Here is a 22,953-nt window from a genome sequence, read left to right on the forward strand (position 1 = left end):
CAGTGAATGGAGCCAACACTGTTTACCGTTCCTGTGACTGGTCGCTAACAGGTGACGATCATTCGGCTGAATTAATGTAAGCTGTAACATTAATAATATGGAAAGGTGATATTGGATTTTTTTTGATTGAATGTTCAGGGCTTTTTAATTGGCCTTATTATCGATATTCATAATAGGTTTCACTTCGAATTGCCGGCATATAAGTTTACAAAAAGCGCCCTTAGCTTAAATAGCATCTATGACTAAAGGCTAAGGACATTCATGGTTTACAGGGGGTTCTAGTCCGGATGAATTTACAAATACTTTTTGTATTTCTTTAATTTATAGATGACTGTTGGCTGGCTGATGCCCAAATGTTCTGCCATTTCATATGTGGTTTTACATTTTTTCCATGCTTTTGCAATCAGTTGCCTTTCAACCTTTTCCAGTGTCTTCTTTAAATCGAAATTCTCTTCACATTCCTGTTCGATAGCCAAGAAGGTGGAGTCTTCAGGCTGTTCTATTTGCCCTGTGATGGATTGCGGAAGGTGTTCGGGAAAGATAATTGATTCTTCGATGGTCAGGATTAAACGTTCAATTAAGTTTTCTAATTCCCGTATATTTCCGGGCCAATGATAATGGGTCAAAACTTCATAAGTCGATGGATGGATTTTTTTGAATTTCTGGTATTTATCACTGGTTTTCTGTAAGTAATGCTGAATTAAGAGAGGGATATCTTCTTTACGTTCATGTAATGCCGGAATTTGGATGGGAATCACATTCAAACGATAAAATAAGTCCAATCTAAACTTACCTTGACTTACCATCTCCTTCAAATCTTGATTAGTTGCTGTAACCAGGCGGAAGTTAATATGGTTTTCTTTTTTTCCACCGATGCGCTTTATCTTTTTTTCCTGTAATACTTTCAGTAATTTAGCTTGCATGGCAAGTGGGAGTTCCCCGATTTCATCTAAGAAAAGAGTTCCGCTGTCAGCCTGCTCAATCAGGCCTTGCCTCCCTTGTTTATTTGCCCCTGTAAATGATCCCGGCTCATAGCCGAATATTTCTGATTCAAACAAACTATCAGGTATCGTGCTGCAATTCACTTCGATGAAAGGTTCTTTCTTTCGGTTGCTTTGGTCATGAACAGCACGGGCAAAAGTGCTTTTCCCTACCCCGGAAGGTCCTAATAAGAGAATCGTGGCATCGGTTTTTGCAACATTATGGATCGTTTTTAAAATATGCTTCGTTTCATTACTTCTAGCAATCATATAATGGTAATCCAGTTCCTTTTCTCTTAAATCCTCGACTTCCGTTTGATAGCCTTTTACTTTTCGTTGTAATTGTTCAAATTGATCCTGCAATTGCAGGATCTCGGTTTGATCCTGACCATAGCTGATTACCCTAACGAGATGTCCTTCCTTATTAAAAATGGGATAGCCAGTCGACATGACAATATGACCCGTTTTCGTTTCTTGCATTATGCGCTTCGCTTTCTTTTCTTTTAAAACAATCGCATTGATGGAAGGTGTGAGAAGGCCCTCGCTTTCTAGTTGATAGACGGAGGTACCGATATAAGAGTCACTTTCCATACCATAAATCTCCCAAAGCTTTGGGTTAGAATATAAAATGATTCCATCTTGATCGGTAATGAGAATGTTATTATTCGATGTTTCAATAATCTTATTTAGTTCTTCCTCCAGCATATCGTCATACATAAGTTCCGCTCCTTTGGGTTTTTGGGATGCTGTTTAATTAAAATATAAATCAAAAAGTCTAAATAATCAAAAAATTAATTAAAAAACTGGAAAACGATTAAGTTTTTAATCATTTGATGAAACAAAATAACGAAAAGCCTTATATGCCGCAGTGAAATAGTTGGCCTGAATCTTGCTTGTGTAAAGGGTAAGAAGAGAATTTTAAACAAGGGTGTTATATATATCCATTCTATTAGAAAAGATGGAGGTTTGTATGACATCTGGAATGACAGTGGAGTGAAAAATAATAATAGCAGAATTAGAATTTAGGAGGATGTTACATGATGAAGTATCAACCGAAAGACTCATTCAAATCACCCCGTTTTTGTGGAGTGCGTACGTTTATGCGGCTCCCATTTATTGAACGGGTAGATGAACATATGGATTTTGTCATTACGGGAATTCCTTTTGATTCCGGGCAATCATTTAGAACGGGTGCGAGATTCGGACCAGAAGCCATTCGCGATTTCTCAATCCTTTTACGTCCTTATAATCCAGAACAAGATATTAATATTTTTGACTATATATCAGGAATTGATTATGGGGATATTCCGATCATTCCGGGGTATATTTCTGAAACATATAAAAAGATCGAAGAAGAGCTTACTCCCGTCATTGAAAAAGGAATCATTCCCATTTCATTGGGAGGCGATCATTCCATTACGCTAGGGGAGTTACGTGCGATCGTAAAAAAACATGGACCAGTTGCCCTGCTTCAATTCGATGCTCACTCTGATACTTGGGATAGTTATTTTGATCAAAAGTATAATCACGGAACCGTTTTTCGCCGTGCAATAGAAGAGGGTCTCATCGATGTATCGCGATCTCTGCAAATTGGTATGAGAGGTGGTCTGTACGGACCGGAAGATCTTCAGGATGCCCGGGATTTAGGTTTGGGTGTTTATACGACAAACGATTATAAACGTATCGGGGTCGAAAAGATGCTAGGGGTCATTCATGAGCGTGTTGCGAATGGTCCGGTGTTTTTATCTTTTGACATTGATTTTTTAGATCCGGTCTATGCTCCAGGAACGGGCACCCCTGAAGTTTCCGGTGCCAGCATTGATGATGCTCTAGCCTTGGTGAGAGGATTGACGAATATAGATTTTGTTGGATTCGATCTTGTTGAGGTTTTACCATCATACGATCACGGACAAATCACGGCTGCCGCAGCCGCTAATATTGTCTATGAATTCATCACACTCATCGCTCTCGCAAAAAAAGGGAAACTGGAGAAAAAAGAGAGAGTGGAAGATTTGGAAACGCAGCTTAACAACTAGTTTCCTCATTTAACTGTAAAGAAGGAAGGAATCGGTGAAATCCTTTCTTCCCTCTTTACAAAGCGATAAGAACAATACAAGCCCAAAAGGAGATGTGTACATGCATATTTTGGATATATCGATCATGATTCTATATTTTTCTGTTTTAATCATTGTGGGAGTAATTGGATCCAAACGGGCAAAAACAGCAGATGATTTCATTGTGGCAGGACGTAATCTCGGTCATTTTATGTATTTATCCTGTTTAGCTGCTGTGATATTAGGGGGTGCTTCTACTCTAGGAACAGCAAAGTTAGGTTATCAGTTTGGGATATCCGGTATTTGGCTAGTGGTGATGATCGGACTCGGCATTATCGCTATCGGGTTATTTTTGACAAATAAGATATTTAATTTAAAAGTATTGACGATCAGTGAGATGCTTGAGAAGCGCTATAATTCTCAAACAAGATTGATCAGTGCCCTTGTCTCTGTTATCTATACATTCATGCTGACTGTAACGCAAGTGATTGGGATGGGGACAATTTTACATGTTTTGGCTGGCTGGAATTTAACTGTTTCCATGATAGTCGGGGGTGGAATCGTTTTATTTTATACAATATTAGGAGGTATGTGGTCAGTCACCATGACTGATGTCGTGCAATTCGTCATCATGACGATCGGTATTTTCTTTATCATGCTTCCGATGAGCATCTCTAAGGCAGGCGGGTGGGGCTCGCTTAAAGAAAATCTCCCTGCATCACATTTTGAATTAGGCAACATTGGCGGAGAGACAATTTTTCAATATTTCCTGCTATTTACTCTAGGGGTGGTTGTTGGTCAAGATATTTGGCAGCGTCTTTTTACCGCACGAACCAAAGCAGTTTCTCGTGGGGGAACGATTGGAGCGGGTATATATAGTGTTTTTTATGCGATTGCAATCAGTATCATTGGAATGTGCGCTTTTATTATCCTTCCTAATTTAGGAGATCCACAAAATGCATTTACCAGTATAGCGATGGTAACTTTACCTGCTGGTCTATTGGGGGTTGTCATTGCGAGTGTGGTATCTGCCCTTATGTCCACAGCTTCAGGAACTTTGCTTGCTTCGTCCACTTTAGTTGTTAATGACATCATAAAAAAATATATGGGTCCAGGAATGAATGAACGTCAATTTTTAAAAACATCCCGAATCACAACTTTAACGATTGGTGTATTGACCATAATCGTTTCGATATGGATTCAAGATATTTTAGTTGCATTGGATGTAGCTTACGCCATTTTATCAGGTGCCGTGTTCTTTCCGATCATTCTTGGTTTCTTTTGGAAAAGGGTTACGGCTACAGCAGCATTTTACTCCATTCTGGCCAGCATGATCGTTATTATTGTGGGATTGGTGATTAATGGACCTTCCTCCACTCAACCAATTCTGTACGGGCTCGCTACTAGTTTTGCCGTCATCACTACGATTACTCTCCTAAGTTCGAATAATGAACACAAGAACGAAAGTGAAGTAAAGCAAGATGTAAAGGGTAAAGCTGACATGGACACCATGGCTAATTGATGGTTCGGCAAAAAAAAAGGAAAAAGAATCGAGGAGGAAAGTAAAAATGACAAAGACAATTTCCTTGCAACCCGCAACATTTAATACAATGGAAGAAGAACGCAATCACCGGAAGGAACGTTTGGCAGCTTCATTCCGCCTTTTTTCAAAGTTTGGTTTCGATGAAGGGATAGCTGGCCATATTACGGTCCGTGATCCTAAATATACAGACTATTTCTGGGTCAATCCGTTTGGGATGCATTTTAGTCAAATTTCCGTTTCGGATCTTATATTGGTTAACCATAAAGGTGATATTGTAGAGGGTGAACATTCAGTGAATGGTGCTGCTTTTGCCATTCATTCTGAAATTCATAAAGCGCGACCGGACGCGATTGCAGCGGCACATGCTCATTCGGTCTATGGAAAGACATGGTCTTCCTTAGGAAGACTGTTAGATCCGATTACGCAAGATGCCTGCCAATTCTACAATGACCATGCATTATTTGATGATTTTACTGGTGTGGTTTATGCATCCGAAGAAGGAAAGCGCATCGCTAAGGCTTTAGGTCAATACAAAGCTGTCATCCTCCGCAATCATGGATTGTTAACGGTGGGCCAATCTGTAGATTCAGCTGCTTGGTGGTTCATAACGATGGAACGTTCATGTCAAGCACAGATAATGGCTGAATCTGTAGGTAAGCCGATTTTTATAGAAGAAGAGTATGCAAAGTTAACGGCAGAACAAACGGGAACGGAATATGAGGGATGGCTGAGTTTTCAGCCTCTTTGGGACAAAATCAGAAAAGAGCAACCAGATTTCTTGAAGTGATCATAAAGCACGGCATGGTATAATCGCAACGGATTGCCTTCCCATAAAAGAGGGAAAAGGAATCGCAGGTTCTTGAGGAGGTTTTATAATGTCTGGTTCTAAGAAAACAGCACCTTCACTTTATATCAGGGGCGATATACCGGAAAAATACATCAATGAGTTTAAGGAGATTTGTTCAGAGGTTGTTGTCGAGCCATGGGAATTCGGCGAACCTGAACCACAGCCAACAGTTGATTTATCAAGGTTTGATGTCCTTTATACGCTGGGGCTTCATGATAATCTTAACATTATAAAAAAAGCTCCAAAGATTAAATGGGTCCATTCAGACAGTGCTGGAGTGGAGGCCATGCTGAATCAAGATATACAAAACAGCGATGTCATCATCACTAATGTCAAAGGCTGCACATCTGTCCCGATAGCCGAGCATACAATTGCGATGCTATCTTCGTTAGCAAGAGGCGTACCGACAATGGTCAGAAATCAAATAAACAAAACTTGGGTTGAAATTCCTGTGAAAGATCTTGAAAATGCCACAGTGGGGATAATTGGGTATGGTGATATTGGCTATGAGATAGCCAAGAGATGTAAAGCACTAGGTATGAATGTTATTGGGTGCCGCCGGAATCCCTCCAAGAGAAACAAAGAATATGAACCTGCTGATTTGATAATGGGAATGGATCAAGTGGATGATGTCCTTTCTAAGTCCGATTTTGTTGTCTTGGCACTCCCGTTTACAAAAGATACCTCATACTTTTTTAATAAAGAACGCTTAAATAAAATGAAAAAAGGCAGCTATGTAATTAATGTCGGCCGTGGTAATACGATTGTAGATGATGATTTAATTCTTTCCTTGAGCAATGGGTACATAGCAGGAGCGGCTCTCGATGTGTTTGAAGTAGAACCTTTACCTAAGGATCACCCTTTCTGGCAGCTGGAAAATGTCATGGTTTCCCCACATAATGCATACAACTCTTCCAAACACCTAGATCGTGTGATGGAATTATTCCTGAAAAATTTAAAGCTTTTTTCTGACGGTAAACCCCTAATGAATGTTGTGGAAAAAAAACTTGGTTATTAACAGTGATCGGTCTTTTGAAAAGAAAGTTTCAACGATCAATCATAAGAATGAAGTACGGGCAGACCCTGATTGGGTTTGCTTTTTTTGTTTAAAAGCCACCCCTTCATTTTTTTCTTGTATAGGACAATCTCTGATCAGGAAAAGCTGGATATAAGGAGGCGATGTATGAATGGGTACTTTCGAAGTTATTTCCCTAATGCTAAGCTTTGGCATGTTTGTAATTGCTATTCTTGATTTCAAAAATCATGACAAGAATCCTTGAAGATAATGATGACAGGCCGATGTATTTGAATTAATAATGGAAGCGTTTAAAAAAATACCGGATTCTATATAGAAGGTATTGATTTCCTCGATTTTTTAAACTTGCAGAGAACACCATTATGAGGTGTTCTTTTTGTTTTCAATAGCATATTCCGCTCAGAGGCTGTCATTTTTGACAAAACAATGATATACAAGTATAGTTTATAATAGACCGGTTGATATAATTCGAAGGAGTGATCCAGCTATGGCAGAAAAACGAAACTCGAAAGACATTCTTATTGAAGCTGCATCCCGACTTTTTCGTATACGTGGATATTACGGTGTAGGGCTTAAGGACATTATTGAGGAAAGTGGTATCCCAAAAGGTTCGCTGTATCATTATTTTCCGAAAGGCAAAGAAGAATTGGCGATCGAGGCGATTATTCATACAAAAGAATTCGTGATAGATGAAATTAAACGGGGATTTGATGAAATCGAAGACCCTATCAAAGCCATTCAGTCTCATATTTTTCATTTATCCGAGGTTTTTGGTGATAGTGAAAATCTATTAGGGCTGCCAATCGGGACGATTGCAGCGGAAACATATACGACGAGTGAGCAGATAAGAACGGCCTGTCAAGAAGCGATAGAAGATTGGCAATCCATATATGTGAAGAAATTACTCGAGGCGGAATTCAGTGAGAAACGGGCAAAGGAATTGAGTATCGTAATTAATGCTTTAATTGAAGGCGGTATCCTTTTATCCTTAACGGCGAAAAACGGGGAACCTCTCCAAGCCATTGCGGAACAGATACCATTATTGCTGATAAATAAATAAGTCATGCGGGAAAATTATCATAAGCTTAGGTCGAACAGTTAGTAATTGGAGGAATTATTTTATGTCTACAGAGGCAACACAGCAACAAAACCCAGTCATTAGAACGACCCCCATTTTAATTGCTTTTTTAATTGCAGGGTTCATTGGGTTATTCAGTGAGACGGCTTTAAACATGGCGTTGGGGGATTTAATCCAGGAATTCAATGTCAGTCCTTCGACCGTGCAATGGCTGACAACGGGTTACCTATTAACATTGGGGATATTGGTTCCCGTTTCGGGACTCTTGATTCAGTGGTTCAATACTCGTCAATTATTCATTGCCTCAATGGTGTTCTCCATCATCGGGACGCTCATTGCAGCAATTGCACCTGGGTTCGGCCTATTGATGCTAGCCCGTGTCATCCAGGCAATCGGAACGGGTCTTTTATTGCCTCTCATGTTCAATACCATTTTATTGATTTTCCCTATTCATAAAAGGGGAGCGACGATGGGATTGATGGAGCTGGTGATCATGTTTGCCCCAGCCATCGGGCCGACAGTTTCAGGTTTGATTATTGAAAATCTAAAATGGAATTACATTTTCTGGGTGTCTTTGCCATTCTTTGTGATCGCTTTACTATTCGGTCTCAAGTATATGCAAAACGTTTCAACAATCACCAAACCTAAAATCGATGTACCTTCCATCATTTTATCGACCATTGGTTTTGGGGGAATTGTTTATGGTTTTAGTATTGTTGGAGAGCAAGGATGGAGCAATGCGATAGTTCTATCCTCGATCATTGTTGGACTTATAGCGCTATTCCTGTTTGCTGTGAGGCAATTCAACATGGATAAACCGATGATTGACTTGCGTGTTTTTAAATACCCGATGTTCACGTTAGGTTTAATAACCGTCTTCATCACCTTCATGATCATCATGTCATCCATGATTCTCTTACCGTTATACCTGCAAACCGGGCTTGCATTAGCTGCGTTTTCAGCTGGCCTGGTGCTTTTACCGGGGGGAGTGCTTAATGGTATCATGTCTCCGGTTACGGGGCGCATTTTTGATAAGTTCGGGCCAAGGGGGTTAGTGATCCCAGGCTTCATTATCATGATTGTCATGTTATGGACTTTGACGAACGTAACGACTGAAACTGCGATCATTATGGTAATCGTCATGCATTCTCTCCTTATGATTGGTGTTTCGATGGTCATGATGCCGGCCCAGACAAATGGGCTGAATCAACTGCCGAAAAATCTTTATCCGGATGGAACGGCTCTAATGAATACATTGCAACAAGTATCGGGGGCCATCGGTACAACTGTTGCCATTACAATCATGTCAGCATCACAAAAAAGTTATATGGCAAATGCAGAAGATCCGTTCGATCCATCTGCCATAAGCGGTTCATTGACTGCAGGCGTTCAAGATGCCTTCATTTTCGGTCTTGTCCTTGCAATCATTGGTTTGATCGTGTCGTTTTTTATTAGAACAGCACGAGACTAATAAGATATTACTGAAGAAAAATAAATTAGCCAGCAGGGAAAAGATTTTCTCTGTCTGGCTTTTTTGTTTAAAAAAGCAGTAAATAATACAATGCTGAGGGATAAATCGGTTTTTTATTGGTCTTTATTACCATATTTTATCAAAAGGAATAAAATCAGAGTGAATTATTTGAAAATAAACCACTTATCGGATAATCTTACACAGTAATAGTTACTAAAAGTTAGCTCAATAAAGCGGTTAACAGGAGGAATTCAAATGAATACAATAAAAACCAAAATGTTTGAACCTGTAACAATAGGAGCATGGAACTTAAAAACAAGAACGGCAATGGCTCCTATGACTCGGTCGTTTGCCGATAACGAAACTGGTGTTGTGAATGACCTGACCGTAGAATATTACCGAAAACGGGCTCAAGATGGAATCGGACTTATCATTACTGAAGGTGTAGTGATTTCACCAAGAGCAAAGGGCAATCCTGGCGTTCCCGGAATAGTTACTCAAGAGCAAATCAACGGATGGAAAAAAGTAACGGAAGCAGTACACGCAGAAGGCGGGACGATTATTGCGCAAATCTGGCATGTGGGCCGTGCAAGCCACCATGAAATAGCAGGAGGACTTCCTCCGCAGGCTCCGTCACCTATTGCAGCAGAAGGAAAGGTTTCACGATTCGGTAAACCTTTTGACATTCCTGAAGAAATGACAGAGACGGATATTGCAGAAGTTGTGAACCAATATAAACAAGCTGCAAAGAATGCAATGGATGCTGGCTTTGACGGAGTTGAAATTCATGGGGCACACGGCTACTTAATAGACCAGTTCAATTCTGACACTTCCAATAAAAGGACCGACCGGTACGGTGGTGAATTAAAACAGCGTCTGACATTTATGAAGGAAGTGCTAAAAGCAGTTATTGAGACGGTTGGAGTGGAACGCACCCTTATTCGTTTCTCGGCTTTGAAAATTGACCAGCCGTCTTACATGTGGGAAGACCCTGAAAAAGCGATCCAAACATTTATAGAAGCGTTCAATGAAACAGGAGTTAAAATGATTCACCCATCCACGATGGAATTTACCAAACCGATTGCAAGAGGATTGACCATGCATGAATTGGTACGAAGCCACTGGGATGGAATTATAGTCGGTGTGGGCGGGCTTGATCCTGAAACTGCAGAAGCTGCATTGGAAAAAGGCATCATTGACGTTGCGGCGATTGGACGTCCGCTTATAGCCAACCCGGATTACCTGGCACGAATTAAGCAGGATGAAAAACTTGTTGATTACGAGGCAAAGAAACATTTAGGGCAACTGATTTAATAGAGATAAGATATAAGGCAGGCTTGTTCATGACTGGACACCGCACTAACCATACTTCCTATTCTATAACTGATGCGATTCTTCTTCAAGAAGGGTCGCCTTTTTGTATGAAAACACATTAGTGAAAGACCATACTAAAATAAGCCCACCATAGTTGATTCATTGACAGTAAGAGGAATAAATATTTTAACGAAAATTGGTTTGCATCGACTTGTTCCTTCTGCTACTTATAATTCTGAAGGGATTCCGCAATCTTTTTTAACTGAAGAGGAAAAAGAAATTTATAAAGCATTATACTATAAACACCTTTTAAATGATGATATGGAGGGGATGAGCTTTTACAGACTTACGAAAACGGTAAAAAATCAAACCCTCCCATACCAAAAGAAACACCAATTTTATTTTTTTAGATGCAATTGCTGACCAATATAAAAACTCGAAATATACAAAACAAAAAAACAAAGATTATGAGGAATTTGCAGAACAATTAGAAATAGCAGATGTCATAACAATGGAGTCCATTGAAGATGTCTTGAAAATTAGGGTGATTAATACATCCCCAGATTGCATTCTTGTGACATCAGGAGCTACCCATGGGTTGCAACTTATAGCATTAGGGCTATTAGAAGAGGGATCAACAGTATTTTTAAATACACCATCATATCTATATTCCAGGCATGCTTCCCAGTCTGCCGGTATCCATTTACGGGGTGTATCGATGGATGAAAAGGGGATGATTCCTTTTGAAATTTGTAATATAAGAAATTACCAAAATCGTGCTGCAATCTATTCAATTCCTTCTTTCCATAATCCAACGGGTATAGTTATGCCTTCTTTTAGGAGAAACTCTATACTGGAAATGTGATTAACACAAAGACTTCCTCTTATTGAGGACGATGTGTATCGAGATCTGTGGATTGACGAACCACCGCCGCCACCAGAGGCAAGTCGGTTTTGTATGTGGGAAGCCTATCTAAATCTCTTAGTCCAGGGCTTAGAATTGGTTAGCCTTTTCATACTTGTTTAAGAATGTTTAATTAATTCCTTATTAAGAAAGTTGTTGTGTAGGAGTAAACTTGTAGTTTCTTAGGAAAATCGTTACCGAACTTAATATCAATGATAGTAAACCCACGAATACCACGTATTGTGTACCTATTTCTGATATAAATAATCCACCTGCTGCAGCACCAATCGTTGTTCCCAAGTTAACCGCTGTTAAAAATAGTCCATTAGCGAAATCAGGAGCTTCGGGGGCTGAAGACATGATCCAATATTGATTGATATTACCCCCTAAACCAGCTAAAATTCCCCAAATTAACGTAATGATAGCCATAGGTATGGTGAACTGTCCAAATAAGAATAATACAATATAAATGATTCCCAATGCAAAAGGGAAAATCACTACAGATTTGTTCGCATTTTTAGTAAGTAACTTCCCTGCCACAATGTTTCCAATAATATTTGCTCCACCGTATATGAGTAACATTAAACTAATTGTGTTCGAAGACATATTCGTAACAGTTTTCAGATACTCAGCAAGATAACTATAAACACCAAATATTGCTGAGTTTAATAAAATGACAGCCACAATGGAAAGCCATGTAATTGATTTTTTTAATACGGAAAATTGCGCTCCGTAAGAAAGTTTTTCCTTAACAGGCATAGATGGTACAAAAATCAATGTAGCAATGAATACAATAGCATTCACAATAGCAAAGAATGCCATCGCCATTTCAATCGAACCGGCATTAGCAATAAAACTTACGATTGGTACACCAATTACCATTCCCGCAGATACTCCAATAAAAACTTTAGAAACAGCTTTTGGGGCTTCTTCCTTGCTAACTGAGGCTGCAGCTACTGTAAAAGCCAATGAACAGTAAATTGGATGAAAAAAGGCAGGAACTACACGAGCAATTAATGCAAGGGTAAAGTTAGTTGTAAATATGGATACGATGTTCCCCAAAACGAAAACACCTAGTACAAGTAACATGACCATTTTTCGATTTATTCCGGAAAACAATAACGGCATAGTTGGACCAGATACAGCAACAGCAAGGGCAAAAAGACTCACCAGTAATCCTGCTTTTGATACACTGACATGAAAGTGATCAGCAATGGAAGGCAAGATGCCAATAACCCCCATTTCAGTATTAATAATTCCGAAAACACCGATGGTTAATATAAATAGAAGTAAGTTATTTCGTTTAGTCATAAAATAGATATCCTTCTTTCAGGAAAGTGTCATTTTCTAATTACGTAAAGGTGAGTTATTTAAGGAGTTATCTTACCTTTATCAATTAGTCAACTTTTTCAATTGTAACTGTAAAATCACTGTTGATATTAGAAATTTCTCTACTCCAGATTCAATTTTCCCTAGTTTAATAAGCCTATTTGAATATCCAAAGTCCTTATAAAAAAAGCTAAATTCCCCCATGGAGCATAATAAGTGAAGTCTCCAATGGTAGGGTCAAATCCTGATGGTGCCTCTTTAATATTGATCAAGCTCTCCATCCTTATATCCTACAAGAGTAATAATGGTGCCACTCGGAAGTTCCTCTCCGTTCTGCACTGCTTCAATTGCTTCCTTATTATTTACATAGATGTCTTCATGAATATCTCCTTGATCGTAAGTGGCAAACACGATCCCCTCTTCAAGTTCTTCAGGGAATTTAACAAGGTTCGCCCCGGATCCAATCGCAGCATATTCCCCAGACTTAGCTCCAGAGGAATTCTCTTCTTGTTGAGAGTTGTCATTTGTATCAGTATCATTGTTATTGCAAGCAGTAAGGATGAGGGCTAGCAACACCGCAAATGAATGAAATAATCGTTTTTTCATCCCGTTTTCCTCCTCCAAGTTTCGTTTTATTGTCTCGTAAATTCATCGTGACTTGGCTACTATCTGACCACTAATCCAAGTTGAATATCGTTATTTTTATCTTCTCTATTCGTTATATACGCCAAGCATAAAGAACTCTAGCATATGGTGATGATTAACAATACCCTTCAAATCTACAAAGCGAATGAAATTCTATTCAAACAAAAAAGTGTGAATCCCGACAAGATATGCAGGATTCACACAGCGGTTTCACTCAACTAACTTTTGGCACGCAAAGCTCTCTACGATCTTCAACACAAGCCTTATTTTTTCTTCAGATTTTCTTTGAAGAAGGACTCGAGCTTGTCAAAGGGGATTAAATTCACCCGGTCGTACAGATCCACATGACCTGCGCCCGGAACAATGTAGAGTTCCTTCTGTTCGCCTGCTAGCTTGTATGCGTCTTCGCTGAACTCTCTGGAATGAGCGTTTTCACCCGTGATGAAAAGCATGGGACGAGGAGAAATCGTCTCTATGTCTTCGAACGGATAAAAATTCATGAATTTGACGTTACTGGTCAGCGTCGGGTGTGTTGTAAGTTCTGGCGACGAACCTTTAGGCGTGTATTCACCTCTTGGAGTGCGGTAGAAGTCATAAAACTCACGCTCAATGGCGGTAGAGTTTTCATTTAGTTCATGTACCGTCCCACTGGTGTATTTGGTTTTACCGCCTGTGAACTCTACATAGCGTTGCTCCGCTGCCTCTTCGAGAATCTTCTTTCTCTGCTCAAGAGTCTGCGAGTGTTTAAGCCCGTTACGGTTGGCTGCACCCATGTCGTACATACTGACTGTCGCAATGGCTTTCATGCGCGGGTCGATCTTGGCTGCGCTGATGGCAAAGCTCCCGCTGCCACAAATCCCGAGAACACCAATCCGATTCCTGTCAACAAACGGCCGGGTGCCTAGGAAGTCCACCGCAGCACTGAAATCCTCGGCATAGATATCCGGCGAAACAGCGTTGCGAGGCTGACCCTCACTCTCTCCCCAGAAAGACAAATCCAAGGACAAAGTAACGAATCCCCGTTCAGCCATTTTAGTGGCATACAAATTCGCACTTTGTTCTTTTACTGCGCCCATGGGATGCCCGACAATGATCGCGGGATTTTTGGTGTTCTTCTTCAAACCTTTGGGGATAAAGAGATTCCCTGCAACATTCATGTTGTATTGGTTTTTAAACTCAACCTTCTTCATGGTTACCTTGTTGCTCTTGTAAAAGTTGTCTGCTCCATTGGAAATGTCCGGCGTGTATGCAGCGCCAACGCCAGTCTTGGATGCAATGATTGTCGCGGATAAAAGCAAACCCAGTGCTATCACTGTGAGTACACGCATAATAGATTTTTTTTTCATTTTTAAAATAACACCCTTCCTTATTTTTGTTTTGAAAATAATTTTCTTTTGTAACTATCATGGTGTACTTTGATTCGTTCAAAAAAGAAAGCATCATTGATTGATTAATCAACATCTGCTTATAATTATAAATAGAAACACGATGCTCTCAATGGTTAAATGAACGCAATTCGTTGATTACTCAACAAATCAATAAAAATTGTTGATTATTTTTAGGAAAGTCTGGTGACCAAACAATGTCGAAAATAGATAGAAGAATTACCAAAAGCCAAGAAGCCATTAAAAAAGCTCTAATCGAACTGATGTCTGAAAAAAGTTTTGATGACATTACCATTCAGGATATTGCAGACAGAGCAAATGTTAATCGAGGAACCATCTATCTTCATTACTTAGATAAATTTGATCTATTAGATAAAGTCATGGAAGAACATATAAACAACATGAGTAATTTTTGTGAGTCGGCAACTGAAATGGATTATATAGAATCGACTGTACACTGTATGGAATACTTTAAGAGTAATTATTTATTCTTTTCGACGATGTTAGCAAGTGAAGGAGCTCCATATTTTCGCAGTCAGTTCCTTAAGTTCAATATCGAAGAGTTCAAGAAAGATGTGGACATAACAAAAGGGAAAAATGCCGATCAAAATGAAGATGTAATTGTTCAATTTGTTGCAAATGCTTACGTAGGGGTAGTGGAATGGTGGTTAAAGAATGGAATGCCTTATCCACCTCGTGTCATGGCAGAAAAAGTGGGGGATTTGTTAGAGAGAATTATATAGTTACTACTAAAACCTCCCTTAAATTAGTGAAGAAGAAAAGGATAATTTCTTTGGAAGATGCTTTTAATAGGATACCTGTTTCTTACTATTCATTAAAATGTATTTTGTGAATCATTGTACTTAAACTAACGGTTGCTTTAACTGAAGGTTGGAGCTGTCTTTAAGGCGGCTTTTTCTTATGAAACTATCGGGGCAGGTTAGTCCACCAAGCATGGATACTTTTTCAATTTACATATATTGTAGAATGAAGAAATGGAGGAATGAAATTTGAGATTTTTCAAGATGTTTTCTATTTGCATTTTACTGATAATATTCTTAAATGCTTGTAGTTTAGAAACTACAAAAACGAAAAGTGAAATTTTAGAAATACCTAATAAAGATGAATATACAACTTTATTAGTGCAAGGTGTTGATGAGGACGGGGTATCTTCCGAGTCAACTTCAAAGGTCATTACAGATATTAATGAAATACATGCTTTTATAGATAAAGTGAACAAAATGGAAGTTGTGCAACCTCCTAATAAGGAGTTATTGGAGAAGAGTAAAGAATTAAATAAAAAAGGGAATTACTTTTTTATATTATCCGATAAAGAAACAATGAATAACCAAGTATACACTATAAATTTTTTTAGTGATGGAAGGATTATGTTTCAAGAACGGATCGGAAAGAAGCAAGAAGAAAATGGAGCAGGACAGAAAATGATGTATTTATCAAAAGAAAAACATTCTGATGTTCTTCCTGAAATGAAAGAATTATTAAACATTAAGTTTTAATGAATCATTCCTCAACTACGAGGTCGATAGTTTAACAAAGGGTTGCTGCGGCAACCTTTTTCTTATGGCACTAAAGGGGCAGTATAGTTCAATAAGAAAAAGATGAAAAAGTTACGTTTTTTCCATAAAATCGAAACTGAATCAAACAACTTTTTAAACTCTAGAGAGCTATTGTGTTACTTCTTATTTTTATCTAAACATTTCTGTACAAAAGCTCCTATAGCAATAGCTCCATGACGTAATTCCTCCATTAAGAATGTATATTCTAAAAAAGTATAAAATCAACAATATAAGGGTTTTATTTCTTTTTATGGTATTATATACAAATAATCTCATTCAATCAAAGAGTAGTATTTTTTGAAAGTATGATAAATATAAACGAAGAAATGATTATTAGGAAGGTGACGTTATTGGAGAATACTTGTTCAAAATGTAAGACAGTTATGGTAGAGGCTAAACTAGATAGTTCTCCCATTAGAATTTACAAATCAGGTGAAAAACCTAATGTTAATACGATGAGTAGTATAAGTCCTTGTTTTGTTTGCCCTAATTGTGGGTTTATAGAGCTTTATGTGAAAGAGCTTGAAAAATTTAATTTATAATTCCAGGACCTTTCTATCTTATAAGGCTTTAATGGAATAACGAAAACAGCTGTTTCCCAAGTTATTAAGTAGTTTGGGAGGGTTTTAAATGGAACGAGTAGGTAGTTGGTCTAAATTAATTATAATTTCAATTGCAATTGTGGTAGTATGGTTTTTCTTATTCGGAATACGACTAATAAGTTATTTTACAGCTATAAATGAAAGAGGAATAAGAGCAACGGAATGTGGGACACAGGGCTGTAGTAATGCAATATTTTTATTGAATACAGTTTGGACATTCTCATTTTTTATTGTTATTCCACTTATTATTACATTAGTTCTTGTGATTTACTGGAATTTAAAGAAAAAGAGTTCCTAAAGGAGTGCTATAGCATGATAAGGGCTTGCCGGAGCAGCCGTTTTAAGGTTTTCAGATTTAGTTCAAATTGGGTCCTACTAAAAGTTTGGTCACAGTAATGAGTAGCATTGTCGCTATTTTTATTGGACTCGCCTCGATTTTTATTGTTTTAGAATATGTGCAGAAGCTAAAGTTTGCTAAATTTCAATCAAGTAGCGTTAAACTATATCTAGCACGTGCTGGTGTAGGTACAGTGCTCGCTTTTATATTGGCAGCCACATTGTATTTTATTTTGAGTTTAAGTTTGGAATATTTCTTCTAAAGATTACTTAGTACCTGATTCAGGAGAAATCACGATATAATAGTTAATTCTGTGTATGAAGGTGCTCCTAGTGTAGTTGATCTCTATTCAGTAAGCACGAAAGGTTAAAAGATAACCTTATATTCTAAATCCACGTCACCATGAGGTGTTTTTTTTGCTGATTCCTAGAAATTTTAATTATGTAAAGTAGCTGCCTGTTGTTTGAACTAGTTCAGATAAAGGCATCAAATAAGTCAATATCAAATGTTAGTTTTTCTTCTTCAACTAACAGGTACTTACTTCATTAGGGTTGCTGAGGCAACCTTTTTTTATGCAACAAAAGGGGCAAGATAGTTGCATAAAGACATTGGATTTTTATGGTAAAATAAATCAGGGAGATGGTTATTTGAGTATAGAAAAAAGAGGTTCGAAAAATAGACAGGCTATTATTTGGGCTATAATCACTATTGTTTTATTTGCAATTTGGCTTTTAACAAAATAATTTTTATTCAACTAAAGGTGCGTTAGCTGAAGATCAGAGCTGTCTTTAAGGCAGATTTTTCTTTATGCAACTATCGGGGCAGTCTAGTTTAAGGGATGATTATCACACCTCATATTTAAATAATATTAATATATACTTGAATTTTATTTAAATATACCTTAATTTTATTAAAAAGTGGGGTGGAAACATGAATCGTGAGGATGTACCAGCTTGGATTTTATCTTTAGATAAAGAATCTATTGAATTTATAAGAAAATTCATTATAAATTCTGGGTCTTTAAAAAATATATCTAAAATTTATAATGTCTCCTATCCGACAGTAAGGGCTAAGTTGGATACATTAATTAAAAAAATTGAACTGAATAGCAAAACAGAAGATGTAGAGTTTGTAAATATGATTAAAAATTTTGTTATTGATGAACGGATGAGTTTAGAAACGGCAAAATTGATTATTGATAAATATAAAAACGAAAGGAATGATGAATAATGGATGAAGTTTATAAATGGTTAATAGCCTTTGGAATATTAGGGGTTCAATTTTTTTTATCTAGAAGAACCAATGTTTACTGGGGAGCAATTTTACCTGTTCTGTATTTAGTTTTTATTTTTGAATGGTTGTCCAATAGAATGGATAATGGACATCCTTTTCACACTATTTTTGTTGCATTTACTGGATTGATGATTTTATTGGGAGGCTGGGCTCAGGGAAGAGAATCTCTAAAAAATAAAAGAATGAAAGAATTAGAAAAAATGAAGTTACATGATATTAATTGACGAACACAAGAACTTTAAAAATGATTAAACTTTTTTATAAAAAAGTTAATCTATCATATTAATTTAGACAAATATTTTATGGGAATTCAAGGTAAATAGGGGGACGAATGATAAGAACACTTAGAATTATAGGGATACTATTTGCAATAGTTACGGTTATTCTTGCTATATATTCACTTTTTGTTAGTGAGGCAATAGCATTACGATTAATTCTTTCGTCTTGGGTGATGGTTTCTATGTGTCTGTCTTTAATATTCAATGGTTTCTACTTTCATCTTGAGAAAAACAAGAAAGGGAGTTTAACACTTATAGTAATGGGCTTCAGCATTCTTGCACTTGTTTTAATAGATTTTATTTAATATTCATTGTTTAACTAAAGGGTGCGTTAGCGCCATAAGAAGGCCGCCAATTGGAGGCTAATGTACTAACTTTTATATAATCATACTTTCAAATTGTAGTAAAAACACCCTTATAAATAAGGGTAAGGTTAGTAAATGAAGATATATTATAGTGCTAGGTAATAAATGTTAGCCATTTTAATTTCCAAAAAGGATTTGTTACTAAACAATGAATAAAGATAAAGATAAAGATAAAGATAATGATAATGATTCATTCCGAGACATGAATTTATTTAATAAGATATTTGTCGTTACAGCATTAATATTCCTTGTTATTCTGTCCATTTCTTTTGTTTTAGAGAGTTTTTTCTTAGGCATTGCAGGTTTTTTCAGTTTATTCGGGGTGCAGTATGAATCTCTTTATTCACTCTTAATTTTTGTTTTGTTTTTCTTTTTTCTCGGTTTTATATTTGATTTATTCTCTATTGCCTTCATCAACTTATCATCATTATATGTGTTAGGTAAATATAAATTATTTATCACACGTATGGTCATTGATTGCACATTTACTTGGCTGTCATTACACACAGTAGATGAATTCATGAATAGTATTGCCATTCCAGTGACAACAGAAATCGGTGCCGTTCTATTATTCTTCTTTATTGAAATTGCCTTTGAAGATAAAGAAAAAAATAAAAAGTAAATCAATAACCCAATAAACTCGCCAGATCCCATATGAAAGGCGAGTTTCCTGGATTAATAAATGCTTTTTTACCAACTTCTTATTAATAATAAAAGCAATGCATCCATCAAAATAAATCATTCAAATTCAAGTAAAAAAATACCCTTATTCAGCTAATGAAATAGTTAACTAGAATATTAAAAAGATTTGTCCCAGAACTGATCCTGCTTGTAATTGAATAAGTTAGGCAATTAACGCCCTTTTAATATCAGTCAAACTCATTGACCTTATTGAACTATAGGGAGCTTGAGTTGAACAACGGAGGTAGCTGCGGCACCTCTTTTTCCTATTCCAAAGTTAGTTTGTGAAGGATTGTACTTAAACTAACGGGTGCGTTAGTTGCTTAAGGAAGACGTTTAAATGACTTATTTCTGCTGATGGTTAAAGAAAATTTTAACACCGTCTGAATAATAGGACGGTGTTAAGTGTGTTTTATAAAAGAAAAATTAAATAACTGTATTGTCACCGATCAGTAAGTTAGTTAAATGTATGCTACTTATGCAATTTTTTGAAATTAATGATCTTGAAAAAAAGTAGAAATAGTAGATAACTAAGCAAGGAAATCGTTAAAGATATAACCAATATCACGATTGAATTTGTAGTCTCATTTTGAATATATTTAAATGTAATTAATCCACCGTACCCCATAATAATACCGGATAAAATAACTTTGATAGTATCGATTAGGTTTAAATAAAGCCTAATTAATTTTTTAATTGAAAAGAAATGAAGGGATGTACCTAAGGTCAATCCTATATTTAAAGATAGGGCGACTCCATAAATCCCTAATTCAGGGTTTGAAGCCAGAAAGGCTATAGAAATTAAGGATATTATTGAAGCCACTAAATTATTTATCATGACAGTATTCGCTTTTCCTAAACCAATCAGTACTGCTTGAAAGGGAGTACGGAAATAGTGTAATAGAAAGAATGGCCCCATGATTTTAAGAAAAGCACCTGCTTCCGGTGACTTATATATCAGAGTCGTTAAGGGCTCTGCAAAAACGTACAAAAGGATTGTCCATGGAACACCTACAATCAAAGCTATGTTAACAGCTTGTTGAATTCTTTTCTTAATAAGAAGGTGATTATTATTCTCTTTCGATTCACTAATGGCTGGTACTAAAGCTACTGATAAAGAATTAGTTACAAAACCTGGAAGAAGCATTAGAGGTATAGCATATCCCATCACAATACCATATTGTTTGGTAGCTAAAGCCGTTCCAATACCGGCCAGAGCCAAACTTTGTGTAATCAGAATGGGCTGAATAATTCCTATCAAAGATTGTATTAAGCCGTTTCCAGTTGTCGGCAGACCAGTTTGAAGTAAATCGAAGAAAACTTCCTTACCTTTGCTGAGCTGTTTAATAAAGGAATGGTGTAATTTGAATTTTTTATGTTTGGACCATTTAAAAACAGAAAATAAATATAGTAGAGAAAATCCTTCTCCAATAATTCCACAAAGAACTGCCCCAGCTGCAGCATATTCGATTCCGTAAGGAAGAAGCCACTGAACTAGAAAAAATATAAGCCCAATTCTAACAACTTGCTCAATTACTTGGGATAGCGCAATTGGCGTCATGTTTTGTTTGCCACGGAAATATCCTTTTATGACTGAAGAAACTGCCACAATAGGGACTATCGGTATAACGGCAAGTAAAGAATAATAAGCTCTTTGATCTGTTAAGAAGTGTGAAGATAATGCCTTAGCACCGAAAATTGCAATAATCATTAAAATAAAGCCCAAAAAGCTAGTAGTTACTAATGATACAATCAGGATTTTTTTTACACGTCTATAGTTTCCCTTTATTTCAGCTTCAGCAACCAGTTTAGATATAGCTATGGGAAGTCCTAACGTAGTTAATGTAATTAAAAGACCAGTAACAGGCATTGCCATCATGATAAGTCCGACGCCTTCAGGACCTATTACATTTGCTAATACTATTCCGTTAGCGAATCCCAATATCTTTGTAATGAATGCGGCAACTGTTAAAATCATAGTTCCTTTAAAAAGAGTTTGTTTAGTCATCAATTATTCACCCTTTATCTTGTCCATATTTGAATATATGCAGGATAAAGGTAAACTAGCTTTCTATATTTTTCTTTTTGTAGAACTAACGAGTATTTTTGGAGATTTGAGCATAAAAAAACACTCATCTATAAAATGAGTGTCAGGAGGTCGAGGGTTAACACCGATATTCGGTGCTTTTTCTTACGACTAAGAGATCAGTAAATTATTTTACTTTAATGACTCCACATATGAATGAACCATTTCTGGGGTAACTAATTTACGAGTAGGTATTAGCCTTTGGTTTGCAAGAACATTGATTTGCATAGTGATTTGATTAATATGGTCTGTTGTAAAATCCTTTTCAGCCTTACATAATTCTATAGCTCCTTGAATATAATCTTCACGTTGTTGGTCTAATAGGGAAAATTTAGTAAAAAGTTGATTTTGTTTTTGAGCATGTAACGTAAGGGCTTTATGTACACTCATTGTCCTTCACTCCTATAATTTTTTTTTATTTTTCTAATAGCTACTTCTATATTAACATCATCATTTTTTTAGCAATAGCAAAAACTATAAAAGATAAATCCAAAAGGTAGTTGTTTCACGCATCGGATGTGATTATGAATACGGACGAGTAAGCACCATTGATCAATCATTAGATTTACAGGAAGAGAAGTTAAAAAAATATGGCTGTGAGAAGATATTCATGGAGAAACAAAGTGGTGCTAAAAGTGATCGTGAGGAACTGATTAAGGCGCTAGACTTTTTAAGGGAAGGAGACAAGCTGGTTGTTTACAAAATAGACAGACTAGCTAGGAGTACATTTGATTTACAAAAGATTGCTAAGGAACTAGAGAACGGGGAATAGCTTTAGTATTCATCAAAGAACAGATTGATTTTAGTACACCATCTGGAAAGCTAATGTTTACTATGCTGGGGGCTATTGCTGAGTTTGAACGTGATTTAATCAAAGATAGGACCACTGAGGGACGTGAAAGGGCAAAAGCTAAAGGAACTCCATATGGGACGTAAAGGAAAGGACGAGAAGGACGTTAAAAAGGCTTTGAAGCTGTTTCAGGAGAGAGAATCTAACGGATTTAAGTGTAAAAGAGATAGCAAAAAATGACAGGAGTTCCACTATTTAGCTAAAGTGAAAGAGACGAGACTTTAATAGTGTTAGCCTTTTTCTTTATGCAACTACCGGGGCAGGATAGTTTAATAAAGAAAATAAAAATAAATCCCCT

General features: G+C 37.0%; 22 protein-coding genes and 2 pseudogenes. 17 read left to right on the top strand and 7 right to left on the bottom strand.

The window, feature by feature from the left end; genetic code table 11:
- Positions 1–293: 293 nt before the first annotated feature.
- Positions 294–1,697 carry a sigma-54 interaction domain-containing protein gene (locus Q8G36_RS16725; protein ID WP_305160931.1) on the bottom strand — a complete coding sequence of 468 codons (1,404 nt, stop codon included), beginning with the start codon at positions 1,695–1,697 and terminating at the stop codon, positions 294–296.
- A gap of 320 nt (positions 1,698–2,017) precedes the next feature.
- Here Q8G36_RS16725 and speB point away from each other — a divergent pair, with 320 nt between their 5' ends.
- The 10 genes and pseudogenes from speB to Q8G36_RS16770 all read left to right on the top strand — a co-directional run bounded on the left by speB (position 2,018) and on the right by Q8G36_RS16770 (position 11,188).
- The gene (gene speB, locus Q8G36_RS16730; protein ID WP_305160930.1) at positions 2,018–3,016 is read left to right on the top strand and encodes an agmatinase; all 999 of its coding nucleotides are present in this window, start codon (positions 2,018–2,020) and stop codon (positions 3,014–3,016) included.
- Positions 3,017–3,116: 100 nt separating this feature from the next.
- The gene (locus Q8G36_RS16735) at positions 3,117–4,556 is read left to right on the top strand and encodes a sodium:solute symporter (RefSeq protein WP_305160929.1); all 1,440 of its coding nucleotides are present in this window, start codon (positions 3,117–3,119) and stop codon (positions 4,554–4,556) included.
- Positions 4,552–5,364 (top strand): class II aldolase/adducin family protein, encoded by an 813-nt coding sequence (locus tag Q8G36_RS16740; RefSeq protein WP_305160987.1) that lies wholly within the window; start codon positions 4,552–4,554, stop codon positions 5,362–5,364. Before Q8G36_RS16735 ends, Q8G36_RS16740 begins: the two co-directional genes overlap by 5 nt.
- An 88-nt stretch (positions 5,365–5,452) precedes the next feature.
- On the top strand, positions 5,453–6,442 hold the full coding sequence (locus tag Q8G36_RS16745) for a D-2-hydroxyacid dehydrogenase (protein WP_305160928.1): 990 nt from the start codon (positions 5,453–5,455) through the stop codon (positions 6,440–6,442).
- Between the two features lie 169 nt (positions 6,443–6,611).
- A complete protein-coding gene (locus tag Q8G36_RS29320) occupies positions 6,612–6,704 on the top strand; it encodes a putative holin-like toxin (RefSeq protein ID WP_220126990.1) in 93 nt (30 codons plus the stop codon).
- A gap of 243 nt (positions 6,705–6,947) precedes the next feature.
- Positions 6,948–7,520: a TetR/AcrR family transcriptional regulator gene (locus tag Q8G36_RS16750; RefSeq protein WP_098370904.1), complete on the top strand. Its 573-nt coding sequence runs from the start codon at positions 6,948–6,950 to the stop codon at positions 7,518–7,520.
- 61 nt (positions 7,521–7,581) lie between these two features.
- A complete protein-coding gene (locus tag Q8G36_RS16755; protein ID WP_305160927.1) occupies positions 7,582–9,009 on the top strand; it encodes an MDR family MFS transporter in 1,428 nt (475 codons plus the stop codon).
- A 255-nt stretch (positions 9,010–9,264) separates the two neighbouring features.
- Entirely contained in the window at positions 9,265–10,323 is a 1,059-nt protein-coding gene (locus Q8G36_RS16760) for an alkene reductase (RefSeq protein WP_370694064.1), read from the top strand.
- A 138-nt stretch (positions 10,324–10,461) separates the two neighbouring features.
- A pseudogene (locus Q8G36_RS16765) lies at positions 10,462–10,855 on the top strand (alpha/beta hydrolase); the annotation flags it as partial.
- Positions 10,835–11,188, top strand: a complete 354-nt coding sequence (locus tag Q8G36_RS16770) for an aminotransferase class I/II-fold pyridoxal phosphate-dependent enzyme (RefSeq protein ID WP_370694068.1) — start codon at positions 10,835–10,837, stop codon at positions 11,186–11,188. The pseudogene Q8G36_RS16765 and the gene Q8G36_RS16770, both read left to right, overlap by 21 nt.
- A gap of 183 nt (positions 11,189–11,371) precedes the next feature.
- Here the strand turns inward: Q8G36_RS16770 and Q8G36_RS16775 are convergent, their stop codons facing one another.
- From Q8G36_RS16775 to Q8G36_RS16790, 4 genes are all read right to left on the bottom strand, one after another.
- Positions 11,372–12,538 (bottom strand): MFS transporter, encoded by a 1,167-nt coding sequence (locus tag Q8G36_RS16775; protein WP_305160926.1) that lies wholly within the window; start codon positions 12,536–12,538, stop codon positions 11,372–11,374.
- 161 nt (positions 12,539–12,699) lie between these two features.
- Positions 12,700–12,837 (bottom strand): cyclophilin-like fold protein, encoded by a 138-nt coding sequence (locus tag Q8G36_RS16780; RefSeq protein ID WP_305160925.1) that lies wholly within the window; start codon positions 12,835–12,837, stop codon positions 12,700–12,702.
- On the bottom strand, positions 12,815–13,162 hold the full coding sequence (locus Q8G36_RS16785; protein ID WP_305160924.1) for a hypothetical protein: 348 nt from the start codon (positions 13,160–13,162) through the stop codon (positions 12,815–12,817). Before Q8G36_RS16785 ends, Q8G36_RS16780 begins: the two co-directional genes overlap by 23 nt.
- 302 nt (positions 13,163–13,464) lie before the next feature.
- The gene (locus Q8G36_RS16790) at positions 13,465–14,547 is read right to left on the bottom strand and encodes an alpha/beta hydrolase (protein ID WP_305160923.1); all 1,083 of its coding nucleotides are present in this window, start codon (positions 14,545–14,547) and stop codon (positions 13,465–13,467) included.
- A 236-nt stretch (positions 14,548–14,783) separates the two neighbouring features.
- Between Q8G36_RS16790 and Q8G36_RS16795 the strand changes: the two genes are divergently transcribed.
- The 6 genes from Q8G36_RS16795 (at position 14,784) to Q8G36_RS16820 (ending at position 19,660) form a co-directional block, all read left to right on the top strand.
- Positions 14,784–15,329 (top strand): TetR/AcrR family transcriptional regulator, encoded by a 546-nt coding sequence (locus Q8G36_RS16795; RefSeq protein ID WP_305160922.1) that lies wholly within the window; start codon positions 14,784–14,786, stop codon positions 15,327–15,329.
- A 267-nt stretch (positions 15,330–15,596) separates the two neighbouring features.
- Positions 15,597–16,103 carry a hypothetical protein gene (locus Q8G36_RS16800; protein ID WP_305160921.1) on the top strand — a complete coding sequence of 169 codons (507 nt, stop codon included), beginning with the start codon at positions 15,597–15,599 and terminating at the stop codon, positions 16,101–16,103.
- 690 nt (positions 16,104–16,793) lie between these two features.
- Complete coding sequence (locus tag Q8G36_RS16805; RefSeq protein WP_305160920.1) at positions 16,794–17,063, top strand: hypothetical protein; 270 nt, start codon at positions 16,794–16,796, stop codon at positions 17,061–17,063.
- Positions 17,064–18,032: 969 nt separating this feature from the next.
- Complete coding sequence (locus Q8G36_RS16810) at positions 18,033–18,332, top strand: DUF2089 family protein (protein WP_096341105.1); 300 nt, start codon at positions 18,033–18,035, stop codon at positions 18,330–18,332.
- Positions 18,332–18,619 (top strand): hypothetical protein, encoded by a 288-nt coding sequence (locus tag Q8G36_RS16815; protein ID WP_284469652.1) that lies wholly within the window; start codon positions 18,332–18,334, stop codon positions 18,617–18,619. The genes Q8G36_RS16810 and Q8G36_RS16815 overlap by 1 nt, the downstream gene beginning before the upstream one ends.
- A 567-nt stretch (positions 18,620–19,186) precedes the next feature.
- On the top strand, positions 19,187–19,660 hold the full coding sequence (locus Q8G36_RS16820; RefSeq protein ID WP_305160919.1) for a YrvL family regulatory protein: 474 nt from the start codon (positions 19,187–19,189) through the stop codon (positions 19,658–19,660).
- A gap of 531 nt (positions 19,661–20,191) precedes the next feature.
- Here the strand turns inward: Q8G36_RS16820 and spoVB are convergent.
- A complete protein-coding gene (gene spoVB / locus Q8G36_RS16825; RefSeq protein WP_305160918.1) occupies positions 20,192–21,727 on the bottom strand; it encodes a stage V sporulation protein B in 1,536 nt (511 codons plus the stop codon).
- 210 nt (positions 21,728–21,937) lie between these two features.
- Positions 21,938–22,195: a DUF2533 family protein gene (locus tag Q8G36_RS16830; protein ID WP_057277283.1), complete on the bottom strand. Its 258-nt coding sequence runs from the start codon at positions 22,193–22,195 to the stop codon at positions 21,938–21,940.
- A gap of 157 nt (positions 22,196–22,352) precedes the next feature.
- On the opposite strand from Q8G36_RS16830, the pseudogene Q8G36_RS16835 reads away from it, so the two are divergent.
- A pseudogene (locus Q8G36_RS16835) lies at positions 22,353–22,741 on the top strand (recombinase family protein).
- Positions 22,742–22,953 lie beyond the last annotated feature (212 nt).

It is taken from the genome of Peribacillus frigoritolerans (assembly GCF_030676415.1).
Lineage (GTDB): Bacteria > Bacillota > Bacilli > Bacillales > DSM-1321 > Peribacillus > Peribacillus frigoritolerans_A.